At 66.9% G+C, this 18,780-nt stretch carries 22 protein-coding genes and 1 tRNA gene; 14 read left to right on the forward strand and 9 right to left on the reverse strand.

Translation table 11 applies throughout. From position 1 onward, the window contains the following. Positions 1–3: 3 nt before the first annotated feature. The gene (locus C4J65_RS10445; RefSeq protein WP_115742165.1) at positions 4–1,611 is read right to left on the reverse strand and encodes a dynamin family protein; all 1,608 of its coding nucleotides are present in this window, start codon (positions 1,609–1,611) and stop codon (positions 4–6) included. 330 nt (positions 1,612–1,941) lie between these two features. On the opposite strand from C4J65_RS10445, the gene C4J65_RS10450 reads away from it, so the two are divergent. Both C4J65_RS10450 and C4J65_RS10455 read left to right on the forward strand, forming a co-directional pair. Continuing rightward, positions 1,942–2,014: transfer RNA gene (locus C4J65_RS10450), tRNA-Arg, on the forward strand. A 285-nt stretch (positions 2,015–2,299) separates the two neighbouring features. Then, entirely contained in the window at positions 2,300–3,274 is a 975-nt protein-coding gene (locus C4J65_RS10455) for a site-specific integrase (protein WP_240330396.1), read from the forward strand. Between the two features lie 86 nt (positions 3,275–3,360). On the opposite strand, the gene C4J65_RS10460 is transcribed toward C4J65_RS10455, so the two are convergent. After that, a complete protein-coding gene (locus C4J65_RS10460; RefSeq protein WP_115742167.1) occupies positions 3,361–3,594 on the reverse strand; it encodes a winged helix-turn-helix domain-containing protein in 234 nt (77 codons plus the stop codon). Positions 3,595–3,786: 192 nt separating this feature from the next. Between C4J65_RS10460 and C4J65_RS10465 the strand changes: the two genes are divergently transcribed. The 3 genes from C4J65_RS10465 (at position 3,787) to C4J65_RS36005 (ending at position 4,987) form a co-directional block, all read left to right on the forward strand. Then, on the forward strand, positions 3,787–4,137 hold the full coding sequence (locus C4J65_RS10465) for a hypothetical protein (RefSeq protein WP_240330397.1): 351 nt from the start codon (positions 3,787–3,789) through the stop codon (positions 4,135–4,137). Continuing rightward, positions 4,134–4,514 carry a hypothetical protein gene (locus C4J65_RS10470; RefSeq protein WP_205350984.1) on the forward strand — a complete coding sequence of 127 codons (381 nt, stop codon included), beginning with the start codon at positions 4,134–4,136 and terminating at the stop codon, positions 4,512–4,514. Before C4J65_RS10465 ends, C4J65_RS10470 begins: the two co-directional genes overlap by 4 nt. A 182-nt stretch (positions 4,515–4,696) precedes the next feature. Further along, complete coding sequence (locus tag C4J65_RS36005) at positions 4,697–4,987, forward strand: hypothetical protein (RefSeq protein ID WP_162833123.1); 291 nt, start codon at positions 4,697–4,699, stop codon at positions 4,985–4,987. A gap of 243 nt (positions 4,988–5,230) precedes the next feature. Here C4J65_RS36005 and C4J65_RS36010 read toward each other — a convergent pair whose 3' ends face one another. Then, a complete protein-coding gene (locus C4J65_RS36010) occupies positions 5,231–5,602 on the reverse strand; it encodes a hypothetical protein (protein ID WP_162833124.1) in 372 nt (123 codons plus the stop codon). A 287-nt stretch (positions 5,603–5,889) separates the two neighbouring features. On the opposite strand from C4J65_RS36010, the gene C4J65_RS10475 reads away from it, so the two are divergent. From C4J65_RS10475 to C4J65_RS10495, 5 genes are all read left to right on the forward strand, one after another. After that, the gene (locus C4J65_RS10475; RefSeq protein WP_115742168.1) at positions 5,890–6,351 is read left to right on the forward strand and encodes a hypothetical protein; all 462 of its coding nucleotides are present in this window, start codon (positions 5,890–5,892) and stop codon (positions 6,349–6,351) included. Between the two features lie 431 nt (positions 6,352–6,782). After that, positions 6,783–7,292 carry a hypothetical protein gene (locus C4J65_RS10485; RefSeq protein WP_115742170.1) on the forward strand — a complete coding sequence of 170 codons (510 nt, stop codon included), beginning with the start codon at positions 6,783–6,785 and terminating at the stop codon, positions 7,290–7,292. 509 nt (positions 7,293–7,801) lie between these two features. Beyond that, positions 7,802–8,032 (forward strand): hypothetical protein, encoded by a 231-nt coding sequence (locus tag C4J65_RS10490; protein ID WP_115742171.1) that lies wholly within the window; start codon positions 7,802–7,804, stop codon positions 8,030–8,032. 317 nt (positions 8,033–8,349) lie between these two features. After that, the gene (locus tag C4J65_RS36015; protein WP_162833125.1) at positions 8,350–8,499 is read left to right on the forward strand and encodes a hypothetical protein; all 150 of its coding nucleotides are present in this window, start codon (positions 8,350–8,352) and stop codon (positions 8,497–8,499) included. Beyond that, entirely contained in the window at positions 8,486–9,250 is a 765-nt protein-coding gene (locus C4J65_RS10495) for a hypothetical protein (RefSeq protein WP_115742172.1), read from the forward strand. The genes C4J65_RS36015 and C4J65_RS10495 overlap by 14 nt, the downstream gene beginning before the upstream one ends. 276 nt (positions 9,251–9,526) lie before the next feature. Here C4J65_RS10495 and C4J65_RS10500 read toward each other — a convergent pair whose 3' ends face one another. The 3 genes from C4J65_RS10500 to C4J65_RS10510 are packed head-to-tail and all read right to left on the reverse strand — an operon-like array spanning position 9,527 to position 11,237. Further along, the gene (locus C4J65_RS10500; protein ID WP_115742173.1) at positions 9,527–10,105 is read right to left on the reverse strand and encodes a hypothetical protein; all 579 of its coding nucleotides are present in this window, start codon (positions 10,103–10,105) and stop codon (positions 9,527–9,529) included. Then, positions 10,105–11,007: a hypothetical protein gene (locus C4J65_RS10505; RefSeq protein ID WP_115742174.1), complete on the reverse strand. Its 903-nt coding sequence runs from the start codon at positions 11,005–11,007 to the stop codon at positions 10,105–10,107. Before C4J65_RS10505 ends, C4J65_RS10500 begins: the two co-directional genes overlap by 1 nt. Continuing rightward, positions 11,004–11,237, reverse strand: coding sequence for a hypothetical protein (locus C4J65_RS10510; protein WP_115742175.1), 234 nt, complete (start codon positions 11,235–11,237; stop codon positions 11,004–11,006). Before C4J65_RS10510 ends, C4J65_RS10505 begins: the two co-directional genes overlap by 4 nt. A 520-nt stretch (positions 11,238–11,757) precedes the next feature. On the opposite strand from C4J65_RS10510, the gene C4J65_RS10515 reads away from it, so the two are divergent. The 3 genes from C4J65_RS10515 (at position 11,758) to C4J65_RS10530 (ending at position 16,114) form a co-directional block, all read left to right on the forward strand. Then, positions 11,758–13,248, forward strand: a complete 1,491-nt coding sequence (locus C4J65_RS10515) for an AAA family ATPase (protein WP_115742176.1) — start codon at positions 11,758–11,760, stop codon at positions 13,246–13,248. Positions 13,249–14,359: 1,111 nt separating this feature from the next. Next, entirely contained in the window at positions 14,360–14,548 is a 189-nt protein-coding gene (locus C4J65_RS10525; RefSeq protein ID WP_115742177.1) for a hypothetical protein, read from the forward strand. A gap of 573 nt (positions 14,549–15,121) precedes the next feature. Next, positions 15,122–16,114: a D-2-hydroxyacid dehydrogenase family protein gene (locus C4J65_RS10530; RefSeq protein ID WP_115742178.1), complete on the forward strand. Its 993-nt coding sequence runs from the start codon at positions 15,122–15,124 to the stop codon at positions 16,112–16,114. Between the two features lie 6 nt (positions 16,115–16,120). Here C4J65_RS10530 and C4J65_RS10535 read toward each other — a convergent pair whose 3' ends face one another. Continuing rightward, positions 16,121–16,813: a DUF2087 domain-containing protein gene (locus C4J65_RS10535; RefSeq protein ID WP_240330398.1), complete on the reverse strand. Its 693-nt coding sequence runs from the start codon at positions 16,811–16,813 to the stop codon at positions 16,121–16,123. Between the two features lie 220 nt (positions 16,814–17,033). Between C4J65_RS10535 and chpF the strand changes: the two genes are divergently transcribed. Next, positions 17,034–17,306, forward strand: coding sequence for a chaplin ChpF (chpF, locus tag C4J65_RS10540; RefSeq protein WP_115742179.1), 273 nt, complete (start codon positions 17,034–17,036; stop codon positions 17,304–17,306). Positions 17,307–17,375: 69 nt separating this feature from the next. Here chpF and C4J65_RS10545 read toward each other — a convergent pair whose 3' ends face one another. Both C4J65_RS10545 and C4J65_RS10550 read right to left on the reverse strand, forming a co-directional pair. Continuing rightward, a complete protein-coding gene (locus C4J65_RS10545) occupies positions 17,376–18,242 on the reverse strand; it encodes a tyrosinase family protein (protein WP_115742180.1) in 867 nt (288 codons plus the stop codon). Continuing rightward, positions 18,226–18,756, reverse strand: coding sequence for a tyrosinase family oxidase copper chaperone (locus C4J65_RS10550; protein ID WP_115742181.1), 531 nt, complete (start codon positions 18,754–18,756; stop codon positions 18,226–18,228). The genes C4J65_RS10545 and C4J65_RS10550 overlap by 17 nt, the downstream gene beginning before the upstream one ends. Between the last annotated feature and the right edge of the window lie 24 nt (positions 18,757–18,780).

Here is an 18,780-nt window from a genome sequence, read left to right on the forward strand (position 1 = left end):
CGGTCACCTCTCCTTCTGCAGTACGGACAGCGCGGCGATGAGCTCTGCCTGCGGCTCGGGGTGCACGTCGAGACCGTCGAGCGGCGCCAGCCTGCGCTCGCGTTCGGCCTGCATGACCCGGTCGACGTGTTCCTCGAGCAGCCGCCCGCCCCGGTCGCGCAGCCGCAACGCGCCGTGGGCGCCGATCCGCTCGGCGAGCCGTTCCCCGGCGACGCGTGCGCGCCGCCCGCCCAGCAGCACGGTGGCGACCAGGCCGGCCACCACCCCGGGGTCCGGGGCCAGGTTCCGGTCCAGCTCGCGCACCTCGTCCTCGGCATACTCCTCCAGTTCGCGCCGCCAGCGCCGTACGGCCACCCCGATGCGCTGCTCGGCGCTCTCCGGCGCGGGGACGTGGTCCGCGAGTGCCGGGGCGCCCGCTGCCGGTTCATGCCGCCAGGCCTCGTCGACGCTTTCGTCGGCGGCCGTCACGGCGCACAGCAGCAGCGCGCTCAGGCTCTCCACCAGCGAGTCGAGGAGCTCTTCCGGGGAGCAGTCGAGGGGGAAGGCACGCCAGCGCTTCAGCGCGTCCCCGGCGAGCACGGCGCCCGCCTGCAAACGGCCCCGCACGCGCGCGTGCTCACCGTCGTAGGCGCCGTCGACGGCGGCGGTGAGCCGCAGCGCGGCGGCGTACTGCGCGGCGGTGGCACCGGCCAGCTCGGGCATCCGGGACTTGAGCGAGTCCAGGATGCCGTGCGCCGTGCGGGCCATGGCGTGGTGCCGGGCCTCGAGTTCCTGCGCCCGGTGGACGAGCCAGGAGCGCAGCGGTGCCACGGCGCTGGCCGGCAGCAGTCCGCCGCCCCAGGCCGACTCGGGCAGTTCGGGGACCGTGAAACGGGGGACGTCGCCGAGCCCGGCCTTGGTGAGCAGGGCTCCGTACTGCCGCGACACCTCGGACACCACCTGGTGGGGCACCCGGTCGAGCACGGTGACCAGGGTGGCGTCGTACTCCTTGGCGGTACGCAGCAGGTGCCAGGGCACCGCGTCGGCGTACCGCGCGGCCGTGGTGACCATCACCCAGATGTCGGCGGCGCAGATCAGTTCGGCGGCCAGGACGCGGTTGTCGGCGACGAGGGAGTCGACGTCGGGCGCGTCCAGGAGGGCGATGCCGGGCGGCAGGGTGTCGGCGGTCTCGACCCGCAGCACGCGCGCGGGGTTCTCGCCGGGCAGCAGCAGGTCGTCGTCGGGGTCCCGGTGGGGCACCCACACGCGCGTGAGGTCGGGCAGCACCCGCATGCCGCTGAACCAGTGGTGGTCCTCCGGGTGGCAGACCAGGACCGGCGTGCGGGTCGTGGGCCGCAGCACACCCGCCTCGCTGACCCGGCGTCCCACCAGGGAGTTCACCAAAGTCGACTTCCCGGCACCGGTGGATCCGCCCACCACGGCCAGCAACGGCGCTTCGGGCTCCTTCAGGCGGGGCACCAAGTAGTCGTCGAGCTGTGCGAGCAGTTCGTCGCGGTTGGCACGCGCGCGTGGGGCCCCCGCGAGGGGCAGCGGGAAGCGTGCGGCCGCGACACGGTCGCGCAGGGCGGAGAGTGCGTCGAGCAGCTGAGGCCGTACGTCCAAGGTCACCACATGTGAAGAATGCCCAATTTTGAGGGAATTCTGAAGCATATGAGCATGATGAGCATGTCCGCGCGCCGACCGGACACTCCGGACGGAAGGGACTACTGGGACGCCAGGACAGTCCAGGCATAACGAGTGGACAACACCCGATGCGCGAGACGCCAAAAGCGATGCAGGATTCGTAACTGCCTGCGATTATCGGGATCGCTTCACCGAACCTCCACATCGAGCCACGGAGGGGAAGCGTCCGGGACATGGAGCCGGGAGCCCTATCCTTGTCCCCGGCGAGGTCACGGACCGGCCCACCCCGGGCACGCACGACCGAGGCCACCACACCAGGCCCCCGTAGCTCAGTGGATAGAGCAGGCGCCTTCTAAGCGCTTGGCCGCAGGTTCGAGTCCTGCCGGGGGCGCCCAGTATGTCTGAGCTGCACAAACGCTGATCCATACCGCTGTGACACTCATGTCCAGCGGAGCTAGGCAAGAAGACTCAGGAGATTGATCTTGCTTAGCTCCCTCCCGCAGGAGGGTCACACAGCGTGCCAGCACAACCACGCAAGGCAGCACAGAGCACGTCGGGCAAAGCGACTCGGCGCAGTCCGCTGCGCAGCGCTCGGCGCACGTCTACGCCGACAGAGCACGAGAGCACAGGGGCACACTCCGGCTCGTCCGTACGTGTCATCAGGGACGCTCAGGACGTGCGCGCTGCGATGCTCGATGAACTAGAGCTGCACCTCAGCACGACCACCAACCGACTCGGTCGCCCGTACCAGCAGGGCACCATCCGGGCGTACATGACCGGGGCGCGCACGCTGCACCGATGGATGATCCAGGCTGGTGTGGAAGAAGACTTCACCGCCTGTGACACCTCGCTCCTCAACCGGTTCTTCCGCCATCACTACGACACCCACGACGTCCCTAAGTCGCAAGACGGCAAGGGCGGCTATACGGGCGGCACGTCTACGCTGCAACGAAACGTCCGCGTCCTGTTCGCGTGGCTGGAGGAGGAGTACGAACACCCGAACCCGTGGCGTGACAAGAAGCTCCACCGCTACTCAGCGCCGCCGCAGGGAAAGCCCAAGACCCTCTCCTCTGAGTTCGTGACGGACTGTCTGAAAGTCACGGGTAACGGCAACCCTCGCGTCCGAGACTTCGAGACGACCCGAGACCACGCCATCATCAGGGTTCTGACGGAGGGTCTGAGGGCGGAGGAACTTCTGAATCTCCGCGTCCAAGACCTGGATCTCCACGGTCACACCCTGGTCGTCGTCCCTCTCAAGGGCGACAGGAACAGCCAGGATGGACGAACCATCCCGCTCCAGCCCAAGACCGTGCGCGCACTCCAGCGGTATCTACGGGCGAGGGAAGAGCACAGCCTCTCTCAGGGCCCGTGGCTCTGGCTCGGCACGAGGAACAGGAACCGTCTCCGTTACTCGGGCCTGTACCGCATGGTGAAGCGACGGGCCGAGGAAGCCGGGTACGACTCCGCCGAGGTGTCTCCGCACTCGTACTGCCATACATGGACTGACGACCTTCTCTCGTCGGGCGTCTCAGGCGAGAACGTCATGGCCGTGCGTGGGTGGAAGAGCCCGGCCATGCTCCGACGCTACGCCCACGACCAAGCAAGCCAGCGGGCCGTCACCGCCGTGCACCAGCTCGGCGACCGCTACTGACGCGGCACCCCTGACACACACGGCACTCACGGAGTGCACGAGTAGGCGGGGTGGTGTGGGACGTCCTCTGTTCCACACCAGCCCCGCTACTTGTCGCCCTTCGAGACGAACGAACCCTGCCCGAGGATCGTGTACAGCCGCCCTTCCGCACGGAGAGCGGCCACTGCCTTCTGAGCCGTGGACTGGCTCACGTCGAACTCAGCGGCGATGTCCACGGTGCCAGGGAATCGCTCGCCAGCCGGGTACTGCCCAGCGTCAAGTCTCTTCCTCAGTTCGGCCGCTACCTGGGGCCAGACGGGAACGGAGCGATCAAGGTCCATAACCTCAGCTTCCGCGCTTACGCGGGAATGGGCTATCGCGGTAGTGCGGTAGTGCGCTTACGCGATAGCGCGTAAGCTCGCCGCGTACGACCGAGCACAACCAGCCACAACGACCACGCACACAACGGAAAGACCCCGGCGACCGATGCAAGCGGTCCCGGGGCATGGCCGATCACCCAAGGAGTGACCGACGTGCGAACTGTACTGGCCCTCATCCTCTCGTGGCTCATGCCCGCCCAGGGCAAGCGCCGCGCACAGGCTGTGCCGACACAGCCCCCCCTCACCGACGAGCCGACCACAACTCTCCGCGTGGCAGCCTCGCCTACGGCGCTGCTGGGTGTGGAACTTCCCTCGCACCGCTCCCCTCGTCCGCCCGCGTATCTGCGAGGCGAGGACACCCCGCTCATCCGGCCGTATCTCGTCGCCCACGAGCGAGAGCAGGAGCGGCGACGGCAGCGGGACAGGCGAACCGCTGCCGCTCTCGCAACCCTCGGCATCGACTTCCCGACCCTCAGCCTCGACATCCACGGAGTGACGGCATGAGCGCCCAGCCCGAGACCAACCCGGTCCCTTCGCATCTCCGTCTCCTGCCGTGGACCGAGGAGGGTAAGCCCGCGTACCTCTCGACCCGCAACACGGAGACGTTCATGTCCCGTCTCGCCGACCGGGTCGAGGAGCAGCAGATGGAGACGGCCGCCGTGGTCCTGGGCCTGGCCAAGCCGATGGTCGAGGACAGCGCGAACCTCGCGGCCAGTGAGCTCCGCTGGGTCGCTCGGCGGTTGATCGAGAGCCTGACCGAGCTCCTGACCGTCGCGGAGTCACGCGGCCAGCGCATCCCGCCGTACGAGAGCACGACCACCAACGACGCATCCGTGCCGGGCGATACCCACGAGACGGGAGCCGAGCCGGGAACCAAGTAGCCCACCCCTAGACGAGAGCCCCGAGACTCACCCGCGCCGATGGTCTCGGGGCTCTCTGCTGGCTTAGGCCATCGCTTCCTAACGATCGTCCACGGAGTCCAGCCGTAGCCCTTCGGACTACGCGACCCAGTCCGAGAGTGTCGTCCTGCCAGCACGACAACGACCCACCAGAGGAGCACGACATGACCCGCTCGCACTTCGACCACAGCCAGTGCGCCCACCCCAAGACCAAGGCCGGGCGCGCTGCCTGCCGTAAGGCGCTCCGCGCCGCTGCTGAGCCTGTCGCCGCTGCCTCGACGGCGAGCACGCCGAAGGCAGGTACCGCCACCGCGAAGAAGACCACGCCCGCCGCTGCCGCTCCGGCTGCGAAGAAGAGCCCGACCCGTGCGACGACGACCGCAGCCAAGAAGGCTGCGCCTGCCGCTCCGCGCAAGTCGCCCACCGCCAAGCCGACGGGTGACGCGGCGAAGTAACGCACCACACCCAGCAGAGAGCCCCGACACTCCCCGCGAGTGATCGGGGCTTTCGCATGGCTGACCTGGTACGACGTGCTCGCCGGCGCTCTGTGATCGGGGAAGTCTCTGAGCGCGCATCTGAGCGCCCAGCAGACGCGCGACGCACACAGAGACTCACTCGCACTGTCGGGAGCCGAGAGGAGCGATTCTGTCGTCCGTAGCGCTATGCGCGCTCTCTCGCGTCGCTCGCACGTGACGAACTCACGTGCTGGCAGCCTGAGTTACTGCGCCGCTGGCTGGTGTGGTACGTGCCGTGTGCTGGTTCCGCCCGCGCCGCTTGGCGGCCATGTCGGCCATGTTCTCGGCGTGCGTGCCGACTCTCAGGTGCCGCCGATTGACGCACGGTGGGTTGTCACAGATCACGTGCAAGACGACTTCATCCGGGCCCAACTCCTTTCCGCGCAGGTGGCCCATGAGCCATCGGGTGGCTTTGAACTTCCGCTGCCGCCCGTTCTCGGTTACGTCGAACTCGCCACGGTCGGTCTGGGGTTCGAGATACCGCGTCCATAGATGGCACGCATCGGGTCCACCCGAGTCGTCTACGTAGGACATGAAACGCTCATAGTCGCTCACGCCACAGATATAGGACTGTCTCCTACCGCTGACCTCGCGGCACTTCTTCCGCGCGGCTTTTGTCTTCTCGTGGTCACAGTTGGAATGGGAACCACGCCGGGCTTCCCACCTCTTGGATATGGGCTTATCGCTCGTTTCCATAAAGCCCACACTATCCGCGATATTGCGGTTTCCCCACGTCGCGCGCCATATACAACACCTTGCCGTTTTGTCAAGCGTCTGTCATTCTGATATTGCCAGTCGATGGAATTGGTACGGAATTGCCTTGGTTGAAGGGAGGGAATGGCGTGGCTGACGGAAAGCCGAGCAGGCCAAAGCCACGGAAGCCGGATGCCCCGCTGGGCGCTGGCACTCTGAATGCGGCCGAGCTGGACGCGCAGGCGGAAGAGGTCTACGCCCTCCACAAGAAGGGCAATTCCGCTATCGCCATTGGTCGTGCAATGGGACTGACCAAGGATGTGGTGGAACGCCGCATCGCTCGGGCTCGGAAGAACTTGAGTTCAGACTCTGCGGATGACCTGCGCACCGACCGTGAGTCCTCGCTTATCGACATGGTCCGCGAGGCTCACGAGAACCTGGAAGCTGCCGAGACGGTTGCCGAGCGGAATGCATGTGTCCGCACCATCGCGGACCTGAACATGAAGCTGGCAAAGCTCCTGGGCCTGGAAGTCCCCGCCAAGATCACACTTGAGATGGAGGAAGCGGTAACGCTCTTCCACACCAAGCCCGATCCGGTATGGGGGGACTGAGCAATGCCTCTCCGTTCGATGCAGGAACTCAGGCGACGCTCACAGGCTGGCGTCCAGGTGTGCACTGCCCACGGCGCCGCCTGCAAGAAGCACCCGGACCGAGGTAATCCCGATTCCATCGTGACTCGGGCGGACTTGGAACTAGCCGAGATGGCCCGGAGGGGTCGTGAGCGGCTGGGCATTCCTGCCCCAGAATCCGAGTCCTGTAAGACGCGGAAGCTGTCGGATGACGAACTCCGCAAGCGCACGAGATACGCGGACGCGGTTCGTGACGCGCAGAAAAGGAAGCAACTCCCGCCCTCGTGGTTCAAGTTCGACCCTGAGCTAGCGGAGCAGATCCGTTGGGGTCGAGCCGAGCAGGCACGGGAGCTCCACACCCAAGACGTACGCGAGGGCTACGGCGACGCCGTCCCGGAGTTCGAGGAGATGGAATGACCGACGACAGGGCGGCACAGATCCTGGCCCAGATGCGCGGCAACGGGGCGCAGTACGAGACGCGGAACCTGGACGAGATGCCGGACTCCACGTCCGTTCGGCTCATGCGCGGCCTGCGCGGCAGGACGGACTACAGCAGCGTCCACGAGGCCAACGCCAAGGGCCAGCAGCAGCACGAGCGGGACGTCCGTACCCGTGCCCGTGCGCTCGCCAACCAGGGCATCCCGCACCCGGAGGCGACGGCCCGTGAGCAGATCCGGCGGGAGGCTCAGCAGAGCGCGGAGACCGAGCGTCGGCACCAGGTCTTCGAGGCCATGAGCCAGTCGGACGAGCAGGACCGCGAGCGGGCGAAGTGGGAGCAGCGAGCCAACCGGCCGCTCCGTGCCGACGGGCTCCGCGAGCCGGGTGAGCCGTACGTCATGCCGGGCCGCTCCGGGAGCGCCCGCCGCGACCGCACGGCCGAGCGTCTGATGGCGCAATACTGGGGAGGAGCTCAGGCGGAGTAATTCAAAGCCGCAAATGTGGTACTAGCGTCTAAGCACATGAGACGCGCCAGACAAACGCCCTACGAGAAGTTCATAGCCAATGTGGACTTCGGGGAAAGCGACACCGACTGTTGGGTGTGGACCCGAGCAACTTCCTCCGGCGGCTATGGCTACTTCAGCGCCGACGGGAAGATGCAACACGTCCACCGTTGGCTCCTCGGTTACCTCCGAGGAAAGCCACTTACCTCGGACGAGGTAGCGGCTCATCACTGCGATAACCGCCCGTGCTGCAACCCGGCCCATATCTACGTTGCCACCCAGGCTCAGAACGTGCGGGACATGGTGGAGCGGGGCCGGGGCAACAACCAGAAGAAGACCCACTGCAAGCGGGGACACGAGTTCAACGAGGCGAACACCTACTTTTCCGCCAGTAAGGGAAAGCGCCTCTGTCGCCCCTGCCGGCAGGAGAAGGCTCGTGCTAAGCGAGCCGCCAGTAAGAATCCAACCGCGTAACGAAAGGCAGGCCCAGAATGGCCACCATCTCGATGGACCTCCAGGACTTCAACTCCCTGATGGCGCTGGGCACTGCCCGCCGCCGCGCGGTGTTCCTGGACCTCTACAACAGCGGCCGTACCAAGGCGGGAGTGTCCACCGCGTCCGGGCCGGACAGCGTCGTCGTGGCCCCGACCAACGTCGGCACTGGCGACCCCGCGAACACCGTCGTCACCCGCGTGAAGGCTGCGATCACGGCAGCCGCCTGAGACCGGCTGGGTGTGGGGCGTCGGCCATCAGGCCAGGGTTGTTATGGGTCCCCGCAGTGGCGTTCCACACCCAGCCTCCAATCCGGTTGGTGCGGGGCCTCAGTTCCTACTAGGTGGGTGACTGTCCGCAAAGCTCCGCACCAGCCTTCAACTCCCGACTCCTCTCCTTGGCCGGTCGGGACTCCCGGTTCCTGGGTGTAGCCGGGAACACGAGCGGGGGGTGTGGTACGTAGGTCTGCCCTCGACCTGTGCCACACCCCCCGTTCCATCCACGCTTCCGGCGTGTCTGCATATCCGAATTCCGCGGGAGGTGAGCCGTGCCCAGGAAGAAGAACAAGGCCCATAAGCGGCTCAAGGCCACGAGGAAGCCGACCGAGAAGTGGACTGGGGAACAGCAGCCGTACGCCGCCGCTGACGCGATGTGGCACGCCCTGATGAAAGCGGTGGTGGCGGATGAGCGCCGTTGAGCTTGACTTGGAACTTCTGGGCTGGGTCCGTGACTTCATCCACGAGAAGCGGCGCGTCACTGTCGATGAGGTCCGGCGGGAATTCTTCCCCGATGAGGCTGGACACCCCTACCTTTACCTTGATTGGATCACCGCCGAGGGTGCCATCGAGTGGGACCACCAAACAGGGGTGTACGAGTGGGCCCACCATCCCGAGTTCCCCAGTGGAGTTGAATCAGCCCAGAAGCCAAGGAGGAAGCGGTTCTCTCATCGGGATTGCCTCCACCCGAATAGTCCGTGGGCGAAGGAACAGTGCCGACGCACCCAGGATGCGAGCCGGAACCCCGCCGACTTCCGAGAGAAGAAACTCCGCTCCCGCTGGGCTCAGTTCATGGATGACAAGGTTCACGAACTGACCGCCGAGGAGATCCAGGAACTCACCGGCGAGAACACCACACCCCACCAGTTCGAGCGCCGCCTACGCGCCCATGCCAGTAACTACGGCCTCAAGTGCTCTGCCAAGTCCACTGAGAACGGCATCCGGTTCGTCATCGGGGACAGCGCCGACATGGACTCTGGGGTATTGGACTACCTGCCTCGGGAGGTAGCCGCACTGGACGGCTGGGGCAGTCAGAGAGCCGCTGTCCTCTCGTCGGCCGATAAGCGGCGCTCCCTGGGCGTCCAGACTTCCCACGCGACGTGCACCCACCCCATGACCAAGCACGAGCGGCAGAAGTGCCGGAAGGCCCGCGCCGCTAAGACCGCTCCCTGATTCCTTTGGAGCGTGGCTCTGCCGTCTGAGATAATTCACCAGAGCCCCTTCCTTGCGCTGGGTGTTCGGGGTCAGAAGCCCTGAGACCATGACGACCACTGGTCTCAGGGTTTTCTGGTGGCTCGGCTACGCCTGTTCCACGAATCGCTCTGCGCGCCTCTAGGGCGCTCTCTCGTCTCGACTGTGAGTGTGTGTCAGCGAGACGTGAGAGACGCCGAGACGCGCGCTCAGCGCCGTTTGGGGCACACAGAGCGCGCGTCACTCAGCGCGTGAGAGTCAGACGATCCGGAACGTGTGATCGGCTGGGGAGTTGCGGCCGGGGCTGAACATCTCGTCCAGGCTCAGGCGGACCATCTCGCCGCCGTCGTCCTCGCCCCCGGTGTCCGTGCCGTCGTTCAGGTGGTAGAGCAGGGGCACCCTTTGGGTGAGGGGATGAGGGGGCTTCCGGCTCTCGTCGGCCTCGGTGATGATCACCGTTGCCGTCGGCACGCTGGTGTGGAACGGCTGGATGTACGCCTCGTGGTCGTGCTCCTCCCTCATGCCGTCGAACACGACCAGGCCCGTGGGGCTGACCAGGTACCGGTTGGACTTCCGCCAATCGGCCGGCGGGGTCGGGTAGTGGTGGAAGCGGTTGATCCGATCCCCCACACCAAACAGGCCGAGCCGTTCGTAAAGCTGGGCCAGACAGCGAGCGGCGGAGTCGTTGCCTGGAGGACAGTCGAAACAGAACCAGGCGATCTCCTCGCCCTCGCGGAGGAACTGAGCCACCGCGCCAGTGGCCACCCAGGTCTTCCCGACACCGCGCGCACCGAACACGGCATTGATCTTGCCGCGCCGGAAGATGTACTCAGCCATCAGTTCTCCTCGTCGGGCAGTTCGATACCCAGGCTCTCGGCGAGTTCTTCCGGCTGGTGGGTGTGAGACGCCTGCCGTTCGATGCGAATGCGACGGGCCCATTCCTGGGCGGCGCCGGTCGGCTTGGTCACTTTGACCGCACACGGCTTGCAGGTCGGCTTGTTGGGGCGGTAGCCGATCTCGTCGACCTGGACGAGGTCGGCCGGGATGAACCACTCATAACAGTCGGTGCACCTGACGGCTCCACGGATTGCCTGGGCGATGCTGTCGAGGCCGCCCCGGATCTTGTCGCCCGCCTCGTAGACAGATGACGCCAGGTTGTTGATGGCGGGGCCCACCGCGTTGTCGGGGTCCAAGCCGTGCCTGCTCAGGGCCATGGTGAGGGCTTCTATCCCCTCGGGGCCGTGAGGTCCCTGGCCGACGAGACGCCGGAACAGTTCCAGGAACACCGCCTGGAAGTCGGAGTCGGGGGGTGTGGTGCACACCTTGTCGGCGTCCCGGGGGGAACCCTCGTATTCCGAGGCGGGGAAGACGGAGCCGATGACGGACTTCTCTCCGTCCTCGTATTCATCGTCTTCCAGGCAGACGGCGATGTCCTTGCCGATCAACTTGTTCCCGTCCACGGTGATCCGCTTCTTCGGGACCGTGAATCCGACGGCCATGAGGAGCCGACGGAGCTTCCAAACGCTCTCCGTGTTGAGGATGCAGTACACCGGGTAGATCGCGCTGGAGTCCTGGCGCAGAGTCACGCCGAATACCCACATGGCTGTGCCGGAACGCGTCTTGGTCTCCTCGAAGGAGGTGACCACGCCCAGGTATTCGCCCTCGGGCTTGTGGATGGGGTTGAACCTACCGCCCCGGATCTTCGAGAAATCCAGGGTCATCTTCGGCTGGGTGCTCACTTCTTCTCCTTGAACTGGAAGCGCATACGCGTTCCGAGCGTGCGTGTGGTGACCGTTAGGGAGTTCCGGCGTGCGTAACTGTAGAGAGTGCTGCGGAAGCCGGTCAGGCTGCCTGAGTAGCCCTCGGCTTCGCTCGCGGCGATCTCCCACCAAAAGCCGTCGGTGAACTCGTCCCAGGGGATTCGCGGCGGGTCCTTTTCGAGCCTTGACGGGTCAACTCGCGTTGCCATCACTACCTCCTCTCGAATGACTGCGACAACACGAAGAACGCTATTAATGCGGGTGACTGTGCACAAACGGTCAAGACTTGGGGCTTATGCGAGACCGCGCGGAATGCGAGAAGGGGCACAGTTTCAAGATCGGCAAAGATGTGACGAACAACACATCTGGCATAAGACCATGCTCGCTTGGAGCGTGGCTCGCCAGATTCGTACATTGATCTGGCGAACCCAATTCAGCGAAAAGAGGCCGTCATGGTTAAGCGCATTTTCAGTCACGCGGACTGCAATCACGAGGCGGGAAAGATCCCCCGCGAGGTGTGCCGGTACGTCCGCGCTCACGCGGAATGCAAGCACCCCAAGACCGTATACTGGGGCCGCGTCTGTGAGCAGACGCCGGATCACGAGGGGTGCGACCACCCGATGAACCTGCGGGCGTTCCAGAAGTGCCGTCGTGCGCAGAAAGAGGAATAGGGCGGAGCCGGGAATACTCCGCCCTATTCACCACACCCAACACAGGAAAGGAACTGCAATGCACGACTCTACTGCACGCGATGACGGCACGGGAAACGACGACCAGCTTGGAGACGGGTACGACCGGAATGGTCAGTTGCACGTCCTCCCCATTGTCGGCAGGGACGGCGAGCCGTCATTCACCCTGGTCTCTCGTGAAGAGATCGAGGCCGCGCACGAAGAGGCGCTGGAAGAGGAAGCGGAGCGGGAGGAAGACAGGGCCAATGACGAGTGGTACCACGGGGCTGTGAAGGACTTCGAGGCCAAGCGTGCTTACTGGCGAGAGCAGTACGAGGCCGATCCCCCGTCGGCGGTGGAGAAGGCTCTTGCTCAGAACTTGCTCACAGCGGGCTACCTGGAGGAGACCCAGTTGGGGCGGCCCATCTCTCCCAGGGATACGGGTGCACGGGAATACGAGCCCTTCCAGGCGTTGCCCCCCGGCTGGCTGATCCGGGAAGCCAACGCCCGCTATAACGAGGACCGTCAAAAGGAACTCCAGGAGACCACGGCGGATATCCGTGTCGATGTCGGCCGGTTCGAGGACAGCGCCCGCGCTCTGTTCTACCGGGCCAAGTTGAACTACCTGTTCGGCAAGGGCGGCTCGGGTAAGACGACCCTTCTCCTGCACGTGGTGGCCGAGTACGTCATGAACTCGCAACCGGTGGTGTGGCTCACCTTCGAGGACATGACGGGGGATGAACTCCGGGACATGCTGGTCCGGCAGGGTGTCCACCAGATCCTGGCTGACTACTACTTCCACCCCGTCAAGGTCACCAAGGGATGGGTGCCGTTCGACAATGAGGAGGAGCCGCCTTCCCTTGTCATCCTCGACTCGGTCAACCCGTGCATGAAACTCCTGGGCCTCAATCCCAATGACGCGGACGCCATGAGCGACGTGGTTACCACTTACTTCGACCCTTACCGCGATGCGGACCCGGAGATGACCGGCATCGCCATTGACCACGTTGGTCTCAGTGAGAAGGCGCAGGATCGCCCGAGCGGCCATCACAGCAAGCTGGACAAGTTCCAGGGCGCGGCCTACCGGCTCGCACCGATCCGGGATGGCGTGGACGGCGACTGGGGTTACTCGGCGCTATACCTGGCCAAGGACAACAAGGGCAAGACCGGATTCAGGAAGGGTAAGCCGGTCGGCTACCTGGTCATGGACAGCTCGGCGGGCGACGACACGCTAGACGTCCGCATCACTGCCGAGGAGCCGACGGGAACGTCCCACACCCCTCCGAGTGAGCGAGCGGCAGCGATCGAGGGCAACTCCACCCGCGCTATCGCGGAACGCCTTATCGCTGCGGCCGGAGCCGACGGTCTCTCGCGGAAGGAGTGGGGCGCTGCCATCCTTGCCGAGTTGAAGACGGCGAAGCCGGACGTGGACGACGCCCGCCACAACGCCGACATCCGAGACAACATCTCCAAGTTGCGCCGGGCGGAAGTCGTGGGCCAGAACTCGGACGGCAATCTTATCCACCTGCCGACCGTGAAGCCTCTGGATTAGCCACGCGGTGCGCAGCCGCAGAATGGCGCTTACTGTGCTGCGCACAGTCGTAAAGGCTAGTGAGGGAGCAAGGAGCGGCAAGTGTCTACAGAGGAAGCCTTGACTATGGTCCTGCGTGACAAGGTCCGTCGGGGAATGCGCAAGCTGGACCCGACCGCGCCGGACTACATCGAGAAGTGCGCGCGGCTGTGGCAGTCCACCCGTCGGGAGTTGGGTCTCCCGCCGTGCCCTGAGTACATCAAGTTCCCGCCCGCTTCGAGCCGTCGCATAGCGGCAGCCTGACGCACACACCGAACCAACTGGTCCTCGGCTCTCTCCCCTCCGTGAGTGGGAACTCTGAGTTCGAGGGCCGTTTGGCGGCTGGAGCTCTGTGCGCGTCTCTCGGACGGCGAGAGAGTGTGAGCGAGCGTGTCTGTCGGCGAGATGTGTGAGAGCTCCTGAGGCGTTGTCAGGGCTCTTACGGGAGCAAGTGAGAGCGAGAGTCTGTGTCTCGTGTGCACGTCGTGCGATCGATGCTCGCCGGCATAGTCGTGATCTTGGGGAGTAGGGCTTGGTGCTCCGTCTCGCGCGACAGGGAATGGATGTCCTACTCGTGCGCGTGCGCGCGCATTCCGCACGCGCGCTAGCTCTGCTCTTACCGATCTTCTTTGCGTCTGCGTGTGTGCTCTTAAAGAGCACACGCACGCAGAGACGTAGAAAGAGAGCTTCTACGCCTCTGACGTGCAGGAATGACCGTAGAAAGAGAGCGTAGAACCGATCTTTCTACGCGTAGATCTACGGTTGGTGGGCGTAGAATTCTACGGTTTTTCTACGCTCCAGCGCGGGGACGTTTCTACGCTCGCTTTCTACGCTGCGCGGACGAGTGGTGATCGTCCGTCTCTCGTGCGCGACAGGGCATCGAGCCTGAGTGAGCACGGCTGGTGTGGTGCAGTTCACTCCGCGAGGGAAAGCGCAGGTCCGGGGGTTGCGTGCATGTGCCACCTATCAGGCGTGACACATGGGTGATTGCGCAGCGTGACGATGGTGACTTGCCGTGGTCGATGGTCGGGAGGGATGGTTCCGGTGTCGCCGACAGAGGCAGTTCGGTGACCGAACGAAAGGGGCGAGAGCCGTGGAGAAGCTGGAACTGTTGGACGTCGTGGGTTCCGAGATCGTGGGGTTTGACGATGAGGGGCGGCTGATACTGGACGACGGGAGGCGGCTCGAAGTATCTCGGGTGGTGCCGAAGGGGTCCGTGGTCATCGACTTCTCCAAGCCGCTGCCTGTGTCTGTGCCTGACGACGAGGTCGATGCAGCCTGACGCGCGCTCGGTTGGGTGTGGTGCATGGGTCAGGCAGAGGTCAGGTATAGACCCGGAAGCCCTGGTTGGGTGCGTACGCGAGTGGGTGAGGGAACATCCCCCCGAGAGGGTGTGATGAGTGCCCACGACGCCAGGAGTGAGCGGCATGAGGCGACTGATTGACCGGCCAGTTCAGAGCACCCGTGCCGTCCGGTGGGCAAGACGATACGCAGGGTGGGCAGCGTTTGACCCTGCGTATCTCCACTGCTTAACGTGGTGATGTCACAGTGAATATGGGCACGTTGGGCAATAAGGCTTCTAAGCGCTTGGCCGCAGGTTCGAGTCCTGCCGGGGGCGCCGGACACCCCTCCTTCCTGGAGGGCACCCTCTCCGGTGCCGGTGGCTCGGCGTGCGGGCCGGCGACCCGGCCGCGCGCTCCCACCCGTCCTCCTCCGCCCGAGGCCACCGCTCCGACCACGCCGACCGCCCGCCCGCCCGCGGGACCGCGGGACCGTACTCCCCGCGTCGGCGCGTGACCGGCCTCGGTAGACTCGGCGGCCGCCACTGCCCCTTCGGCGAGAGGGACCACCCACCGTGCGACTGCGCTGCGCCGTACTCGACGACTACCAGGGGGTGGCGACCGAGGTGGCCGACTGGTCGCCGGTCGCCGACCGGGTGGAGGTCGTGTCCCACGACACCCACTTCCCGGACGAGGACACCCTCGCCGCGGCGCTCGCGGACGCCGACATCGTGGTCACACTGCGCGAACGCGTGCCGTTCCCCCGCTCGTTGATCGCCCGGCTGCCGCGGCTGAAGCTGCTCGTCGCCTCCGGCATGCGCAACAGCGTGATCGACTACGCCGCCGCCGAAGCGCACGGCGTCACCGTCTGCGGTACGGCCTCCTCCTCGACCCCGCCCGTCGAGCTGACCTGGGCGCTGCTGCTGGGCCTCGCCCGCGGCATCGTCCGCGAGGGCAACGGACTGCGCGAGGGCGGCCCCTGGCAGCAGACGGTCGGCGCCGACCTGCACGGCCGCCGGCTCGGGCTGCTCGGCCTGGGCAGGATCGGCGGACGGGTGGCCCAGGTCGGCCTGGCCTTCGGCATGCGGGTGAGCGCCTGGAGCCGGAACCTGACCCGGGAGCGCACCGACGAGGTCGGCGTCGAACTGGCCTCCTCCAAGGAAGAGCTCCTGAGGACCGCCGACTTCGTCTCCGTCCACCTGGCGCTGGGCGAGCGCACCCGGGGCCTGCTCGGCCCCGCCGAACTGGCCCTGCTCAAGCCGACCGCCTACCTGGTCAACACCTCGCGCGCGGCGATCGTCGACCAGGAGGCGCTGCTCGCCGCGCTGCACGAGGGCCGCATCGCGGGTGCCGGCGTGGACGTCTTCGACACCGAGCCGCTGCCCGCCGGCCACCCGATGCGCACGGCCCCGCGCCTGCTCGCGACACCCCACCTGGGCTACGTCTCGCGCGCCAACTACGCCACGTACTACGGCCAGGCCGTCGAGGCGATCGGGGCCTACCTCGCGGGCTCCCCCGTACGGCGGCTGCCCGCCGTGTCCCCGCCGCCGGCCCCGAACCGGGCGTAGGCGCGCTCAGGCGGTGCCCGTCCGGGCGGAGTCCGCCGGGCGCACGTAGATGCCGTCGCTCCGACGCAGGTGACCAAAGTCCACCAGGTGGCGCCGGAGCGTCACATGGTCGACCTCGCCGTCCTCGCACCACGCGCGCAGCTTCTCGTCGACCGTTCGCTCCGGGTACTCCACGCCGGGTGCGAAGGTCTGCTCGGCGATGTGCCGCAGCACCACCTTCTTGCGCGTCCAGCGTGCGGGGAGACGCACCAGCCGGCCGTTCCTGACGAAGGTCCGCACGATCATGTCGCCCGGTCCTTGGTCGCCCACCGCGGCGGCGTCCCGGGGCGCCTCCGACGCCGTACGGCCGACGCGGGCCAGCTCCCTGAATCGGTCATGGGCGACGACGAGTCCGCCGTCGTCCCCGGACGTCACCACGCCCTGCTCCCGCAGTCGGCGCAGGGCGCCGGCCGTCTCCTTCGCGGAGAGGCCGGCCGCCCGGGCCACCTCCGCGGCGTCGCCCGCGCCCAGCGCCACGGCAGCGAAGGCCCGCACCCGGCTCTCCTCGGCGAACAGAGCGGGCAGTGCCGCCGACGCGGACGGCGGGGACGACGGGGACGACGAGGACGAAGACGGGGAGGAATCGGAAGCCCCGGAAGCCTCGGAAGCCTCAGGGTTCTGGGAGGCGTAGCTGGACGAGTCGGCTCGGTCGTTCGGCATGCCGGGAGGCTAGTGGACACACCGGTGCGCACGGGAACGGTTTTCCGCCCGGCGTCGCCGCCCCGACCCTGCCCCGACCACGCGTCGACCAGCCCCGACCACGCGTTCAAAAAGGGTGATCCGCACATTCCCCCCGTGACCCGCTGCGACCGGGTGCGTTGAACCGGCAGTGCGGCGGCGCGTCCTGCCGCCGCGCTCCCCGAGTCAGAAGGAGAACGTGATGTCTCGCATCGCGAAGGCCGCCGGTGTCGCCCTCGGCGCCGGTGCCGTGGTGCTCAGCGGCACCGGCATGGCCATGGCGGACGCGGGCGCGGCGGGCGCGGCCGTCGGCTCGCCCGGTGTCCTGTCCGGCAACGTCGTCCAGGTCCCGGTGCACGTGCCGGTCAACGTCTGCGGCAACACCATCGACGTGATCGGCCTGCTGAACCCGGCCTTCGGCAACGCCTGCGAAAACGGCGACGACGACGACAAGAGTGGCGGCTACGGCGGCTGAGTCCGCAGCGCACCCGAGGAGCCCCGGCCGTCCCGGCCGGGGCTCCTCCCGTTCCCGGGGCGGATGTGTTCAGGCGTACCGGTAGATCCTGCCGACGTCCTCCAGCTCGTCCGGTGTCACGTCCCACGGCGGCAGCTTCTCGTGCCGTGCGACGATCCGCCCGCGCTGTGCGCTGCCCCGGCCGGGCGGCTCGGCGGGCAGGTAGCGGGCGCCGCGGTGGCGGGCCTGCCAGCGGGACCACTGGAGGTCGACGAAGGCGTGGTGCAGCCAGAACACCGGGTCGTTGACGGAGGCACCGCCGACCATGGCCCCGCCGACCCAGCGGTGGACCCGGTTGTGGTTGCGCCAGGAGACGCTGCCGCGGCCCGCGCCCCACCCCTCCAGCTTGTTGCGGAACCCCTTGCGGACCGTGGAGTCGTAGGGCGAGGTGTCGTACTTCGGGTCGTCCAGCGCCCACTCCAGGTCGCTCTTCGAGGGCAGTTCGAGGGGGTCGGCGGCGCGTCCGAGGTCCCGGGTGAGGTACTCGGTGTCGGTGACGTTCACCCTGAGGGTCCAGTTGCCCTCGGCGTGGGCGAAGGGGCCGGTGGTCACCCGGTGGTCGGACCGCCGCCCGGTGCCGCCCAGAAGATCGGCGGTCCACGGTGCGGAGGTGGTCCCGCGGTCCTTGGTCCAGTCCCAGTACGGCACCGTGACCGACGAGTCGACCCGGCGCAGCGCCTCCTCCAGGTCCAGCAGGAACCGGCGGTGCCAGGGCAGGAAGGACGGCGCCATGTGCGCCGTACGCAGTCCGTTCTCGCCGTCGGAGACGTAGTACTCGATGTGGGTGCGCACGAACTCGTCGTACTCCCCGCGTCGTTTGATCTCCAGCAGCGCGTTGACGAACCGCCGCTTCTCGGTGCGGGTCAGCGTGCCGACGTCCTTACGCGTGTACGCCATGCCGCCCCCCGGAGTGCCGGCCGTGGTCCGTGGACGGGGTGTCGCGCAGGTGCTCGCCGGGGCCGAGTTCGTCGACGGCGCCGCGGGCCGCGTCGAGCGGGGTCGGGTACGACCGGTAGTGGTCGACCATGCTCAGCCAGCTGCCGTCCGCCCGGCGCATCAGGTGCAGCGGCCGGCCGTCCACGGTGACCTGCCAGGTACCGGCGCCCACGGCCCGGCCCGCGGCCGAGCGGATGCCCCGGATGCGCCGGCCGCGGTAGGTCTCGTCGAAGGCGGCGGACTCGGCGGCGTGCGGCCCGGGGTGGGCGGGTCGCGGTCCGGTGGCGGCGGCCTCCGCGGCCCGGGAGGGTCGCGAGGCGGCGATCAGGGGCGCCAGGCCGACGGCGAGGGCCGGGGCGAGCAGCCCCCGCATCACCTGCCGTCGGGTGCCGGACGCCGGCCCGCCTCTCGCCGCGTCCTCCGCCGCGTACTCCCGCTCTGCGCCGTTCGCCGTCGCGCCCGCGTTGCCGACCATGGCTCACTCCTCGTCCGTTTCGGT

It is taken from the genome of Streptomyces sp. CB09001 (assembly GCF_003369795.1).
GTDB lineage: Bacteria > Actinomycetota > Actinomycetes > Streptomycetales > Streptomycetaceae > Streptomyces.

Bases quoted from the DNA above. Each gene is read 5' to 3' on its own strand.
- C4J65_RS10460 (WP_115742167.1), bottom strand. From the start codon at position 3,594: ATGGACCTTGATCGCTCCGTTCCCGTCTGGCCCCAGGTAGCGGCCGAA.
- C4J65_RS10470 (WP_205350984.1), top strand. From the start codon at position 4,134: ATGAGCGCCCAGCCCGAGACCAACCCGGTCCCTTCGCATCTCCGTCTC.
- C4J65_RS36005 (WP_162833123.1), top strand. From the start codon at position 4,697: ATGACCCGCTCGCACTTCGACCACAGCCAGTGCGCCCACCCCAAGACC.
- C4J65_RS10485 (WP_115742170.1), top strand. From the start codon at position 6,783: ATGACCGACGACAGGGCGGCACAGATCCTGGCCCAGATGCGCGGCAAC.
- C4J65_RS10490 (WP_115742171.1), top strand. From the start codon at position 7,802: ATGGCCACCATCTCGATGGACCTCCAGGACTTCAACTCCCTGATGGCG.
- C4J65_RS10495 (WP_115742172.1), top strand. From the start codon at position 8,486: ATGAGCGCCGTTGAGCTTGACTTGGAACTTCTGGGCTGGGTCCGTGAC.
- C4J65_RS10500 (WP_115742173.1), bottom strand. From the start codon at position 10,105: ATGGCTGAGTACATCTTCCGGCGCGGCAAGATCAATGCCGTGTTCGGT.
- C4J65_RS10510 (WP_115742175.1), bottom strand. From the start codon at position 11,237: ATGGCAACGCGAGTTGACCCGTCAAGGCTCGAAAAGGACCCGCCGCGA.
- C4J65_RS10515 (WP_115742176.1), top strand. From the start codon at position 11,758: ATGCACGACTCTACTGCACGCGATGACGGCACGGGAAACGACGACCAG.
- C4J65_RS10535 (WP_240330398.1), bottom strand. From the start codon at position 16,813: ATGCCGAACGACCGAGCCGACTCGTCCAGCTACGCCTCCCAGAACCCT.
- chpF (WP_115742179.1), top strand. From the start codon at position 17,034: ATGTCTCGCATCGCGAAGGCCGCCGGTGTCGCCCTCGGCGCCGGTGCC.
- C4J65_RS10545 (WP_115742180.1), bottom strand. From the start codon at position 18,242: ATGGCGTACACGCGTAAGGACGTCGGCACGCTGACCCGCACCGAGAAG.
- C4J65_RS10550 (WP_115742181.1), bottom strand. From the start codon at position 18,756: ATGGTCGGCAACGCGGGCGCGACGGCGAACGGCGCAGAGCGGGAGTAC.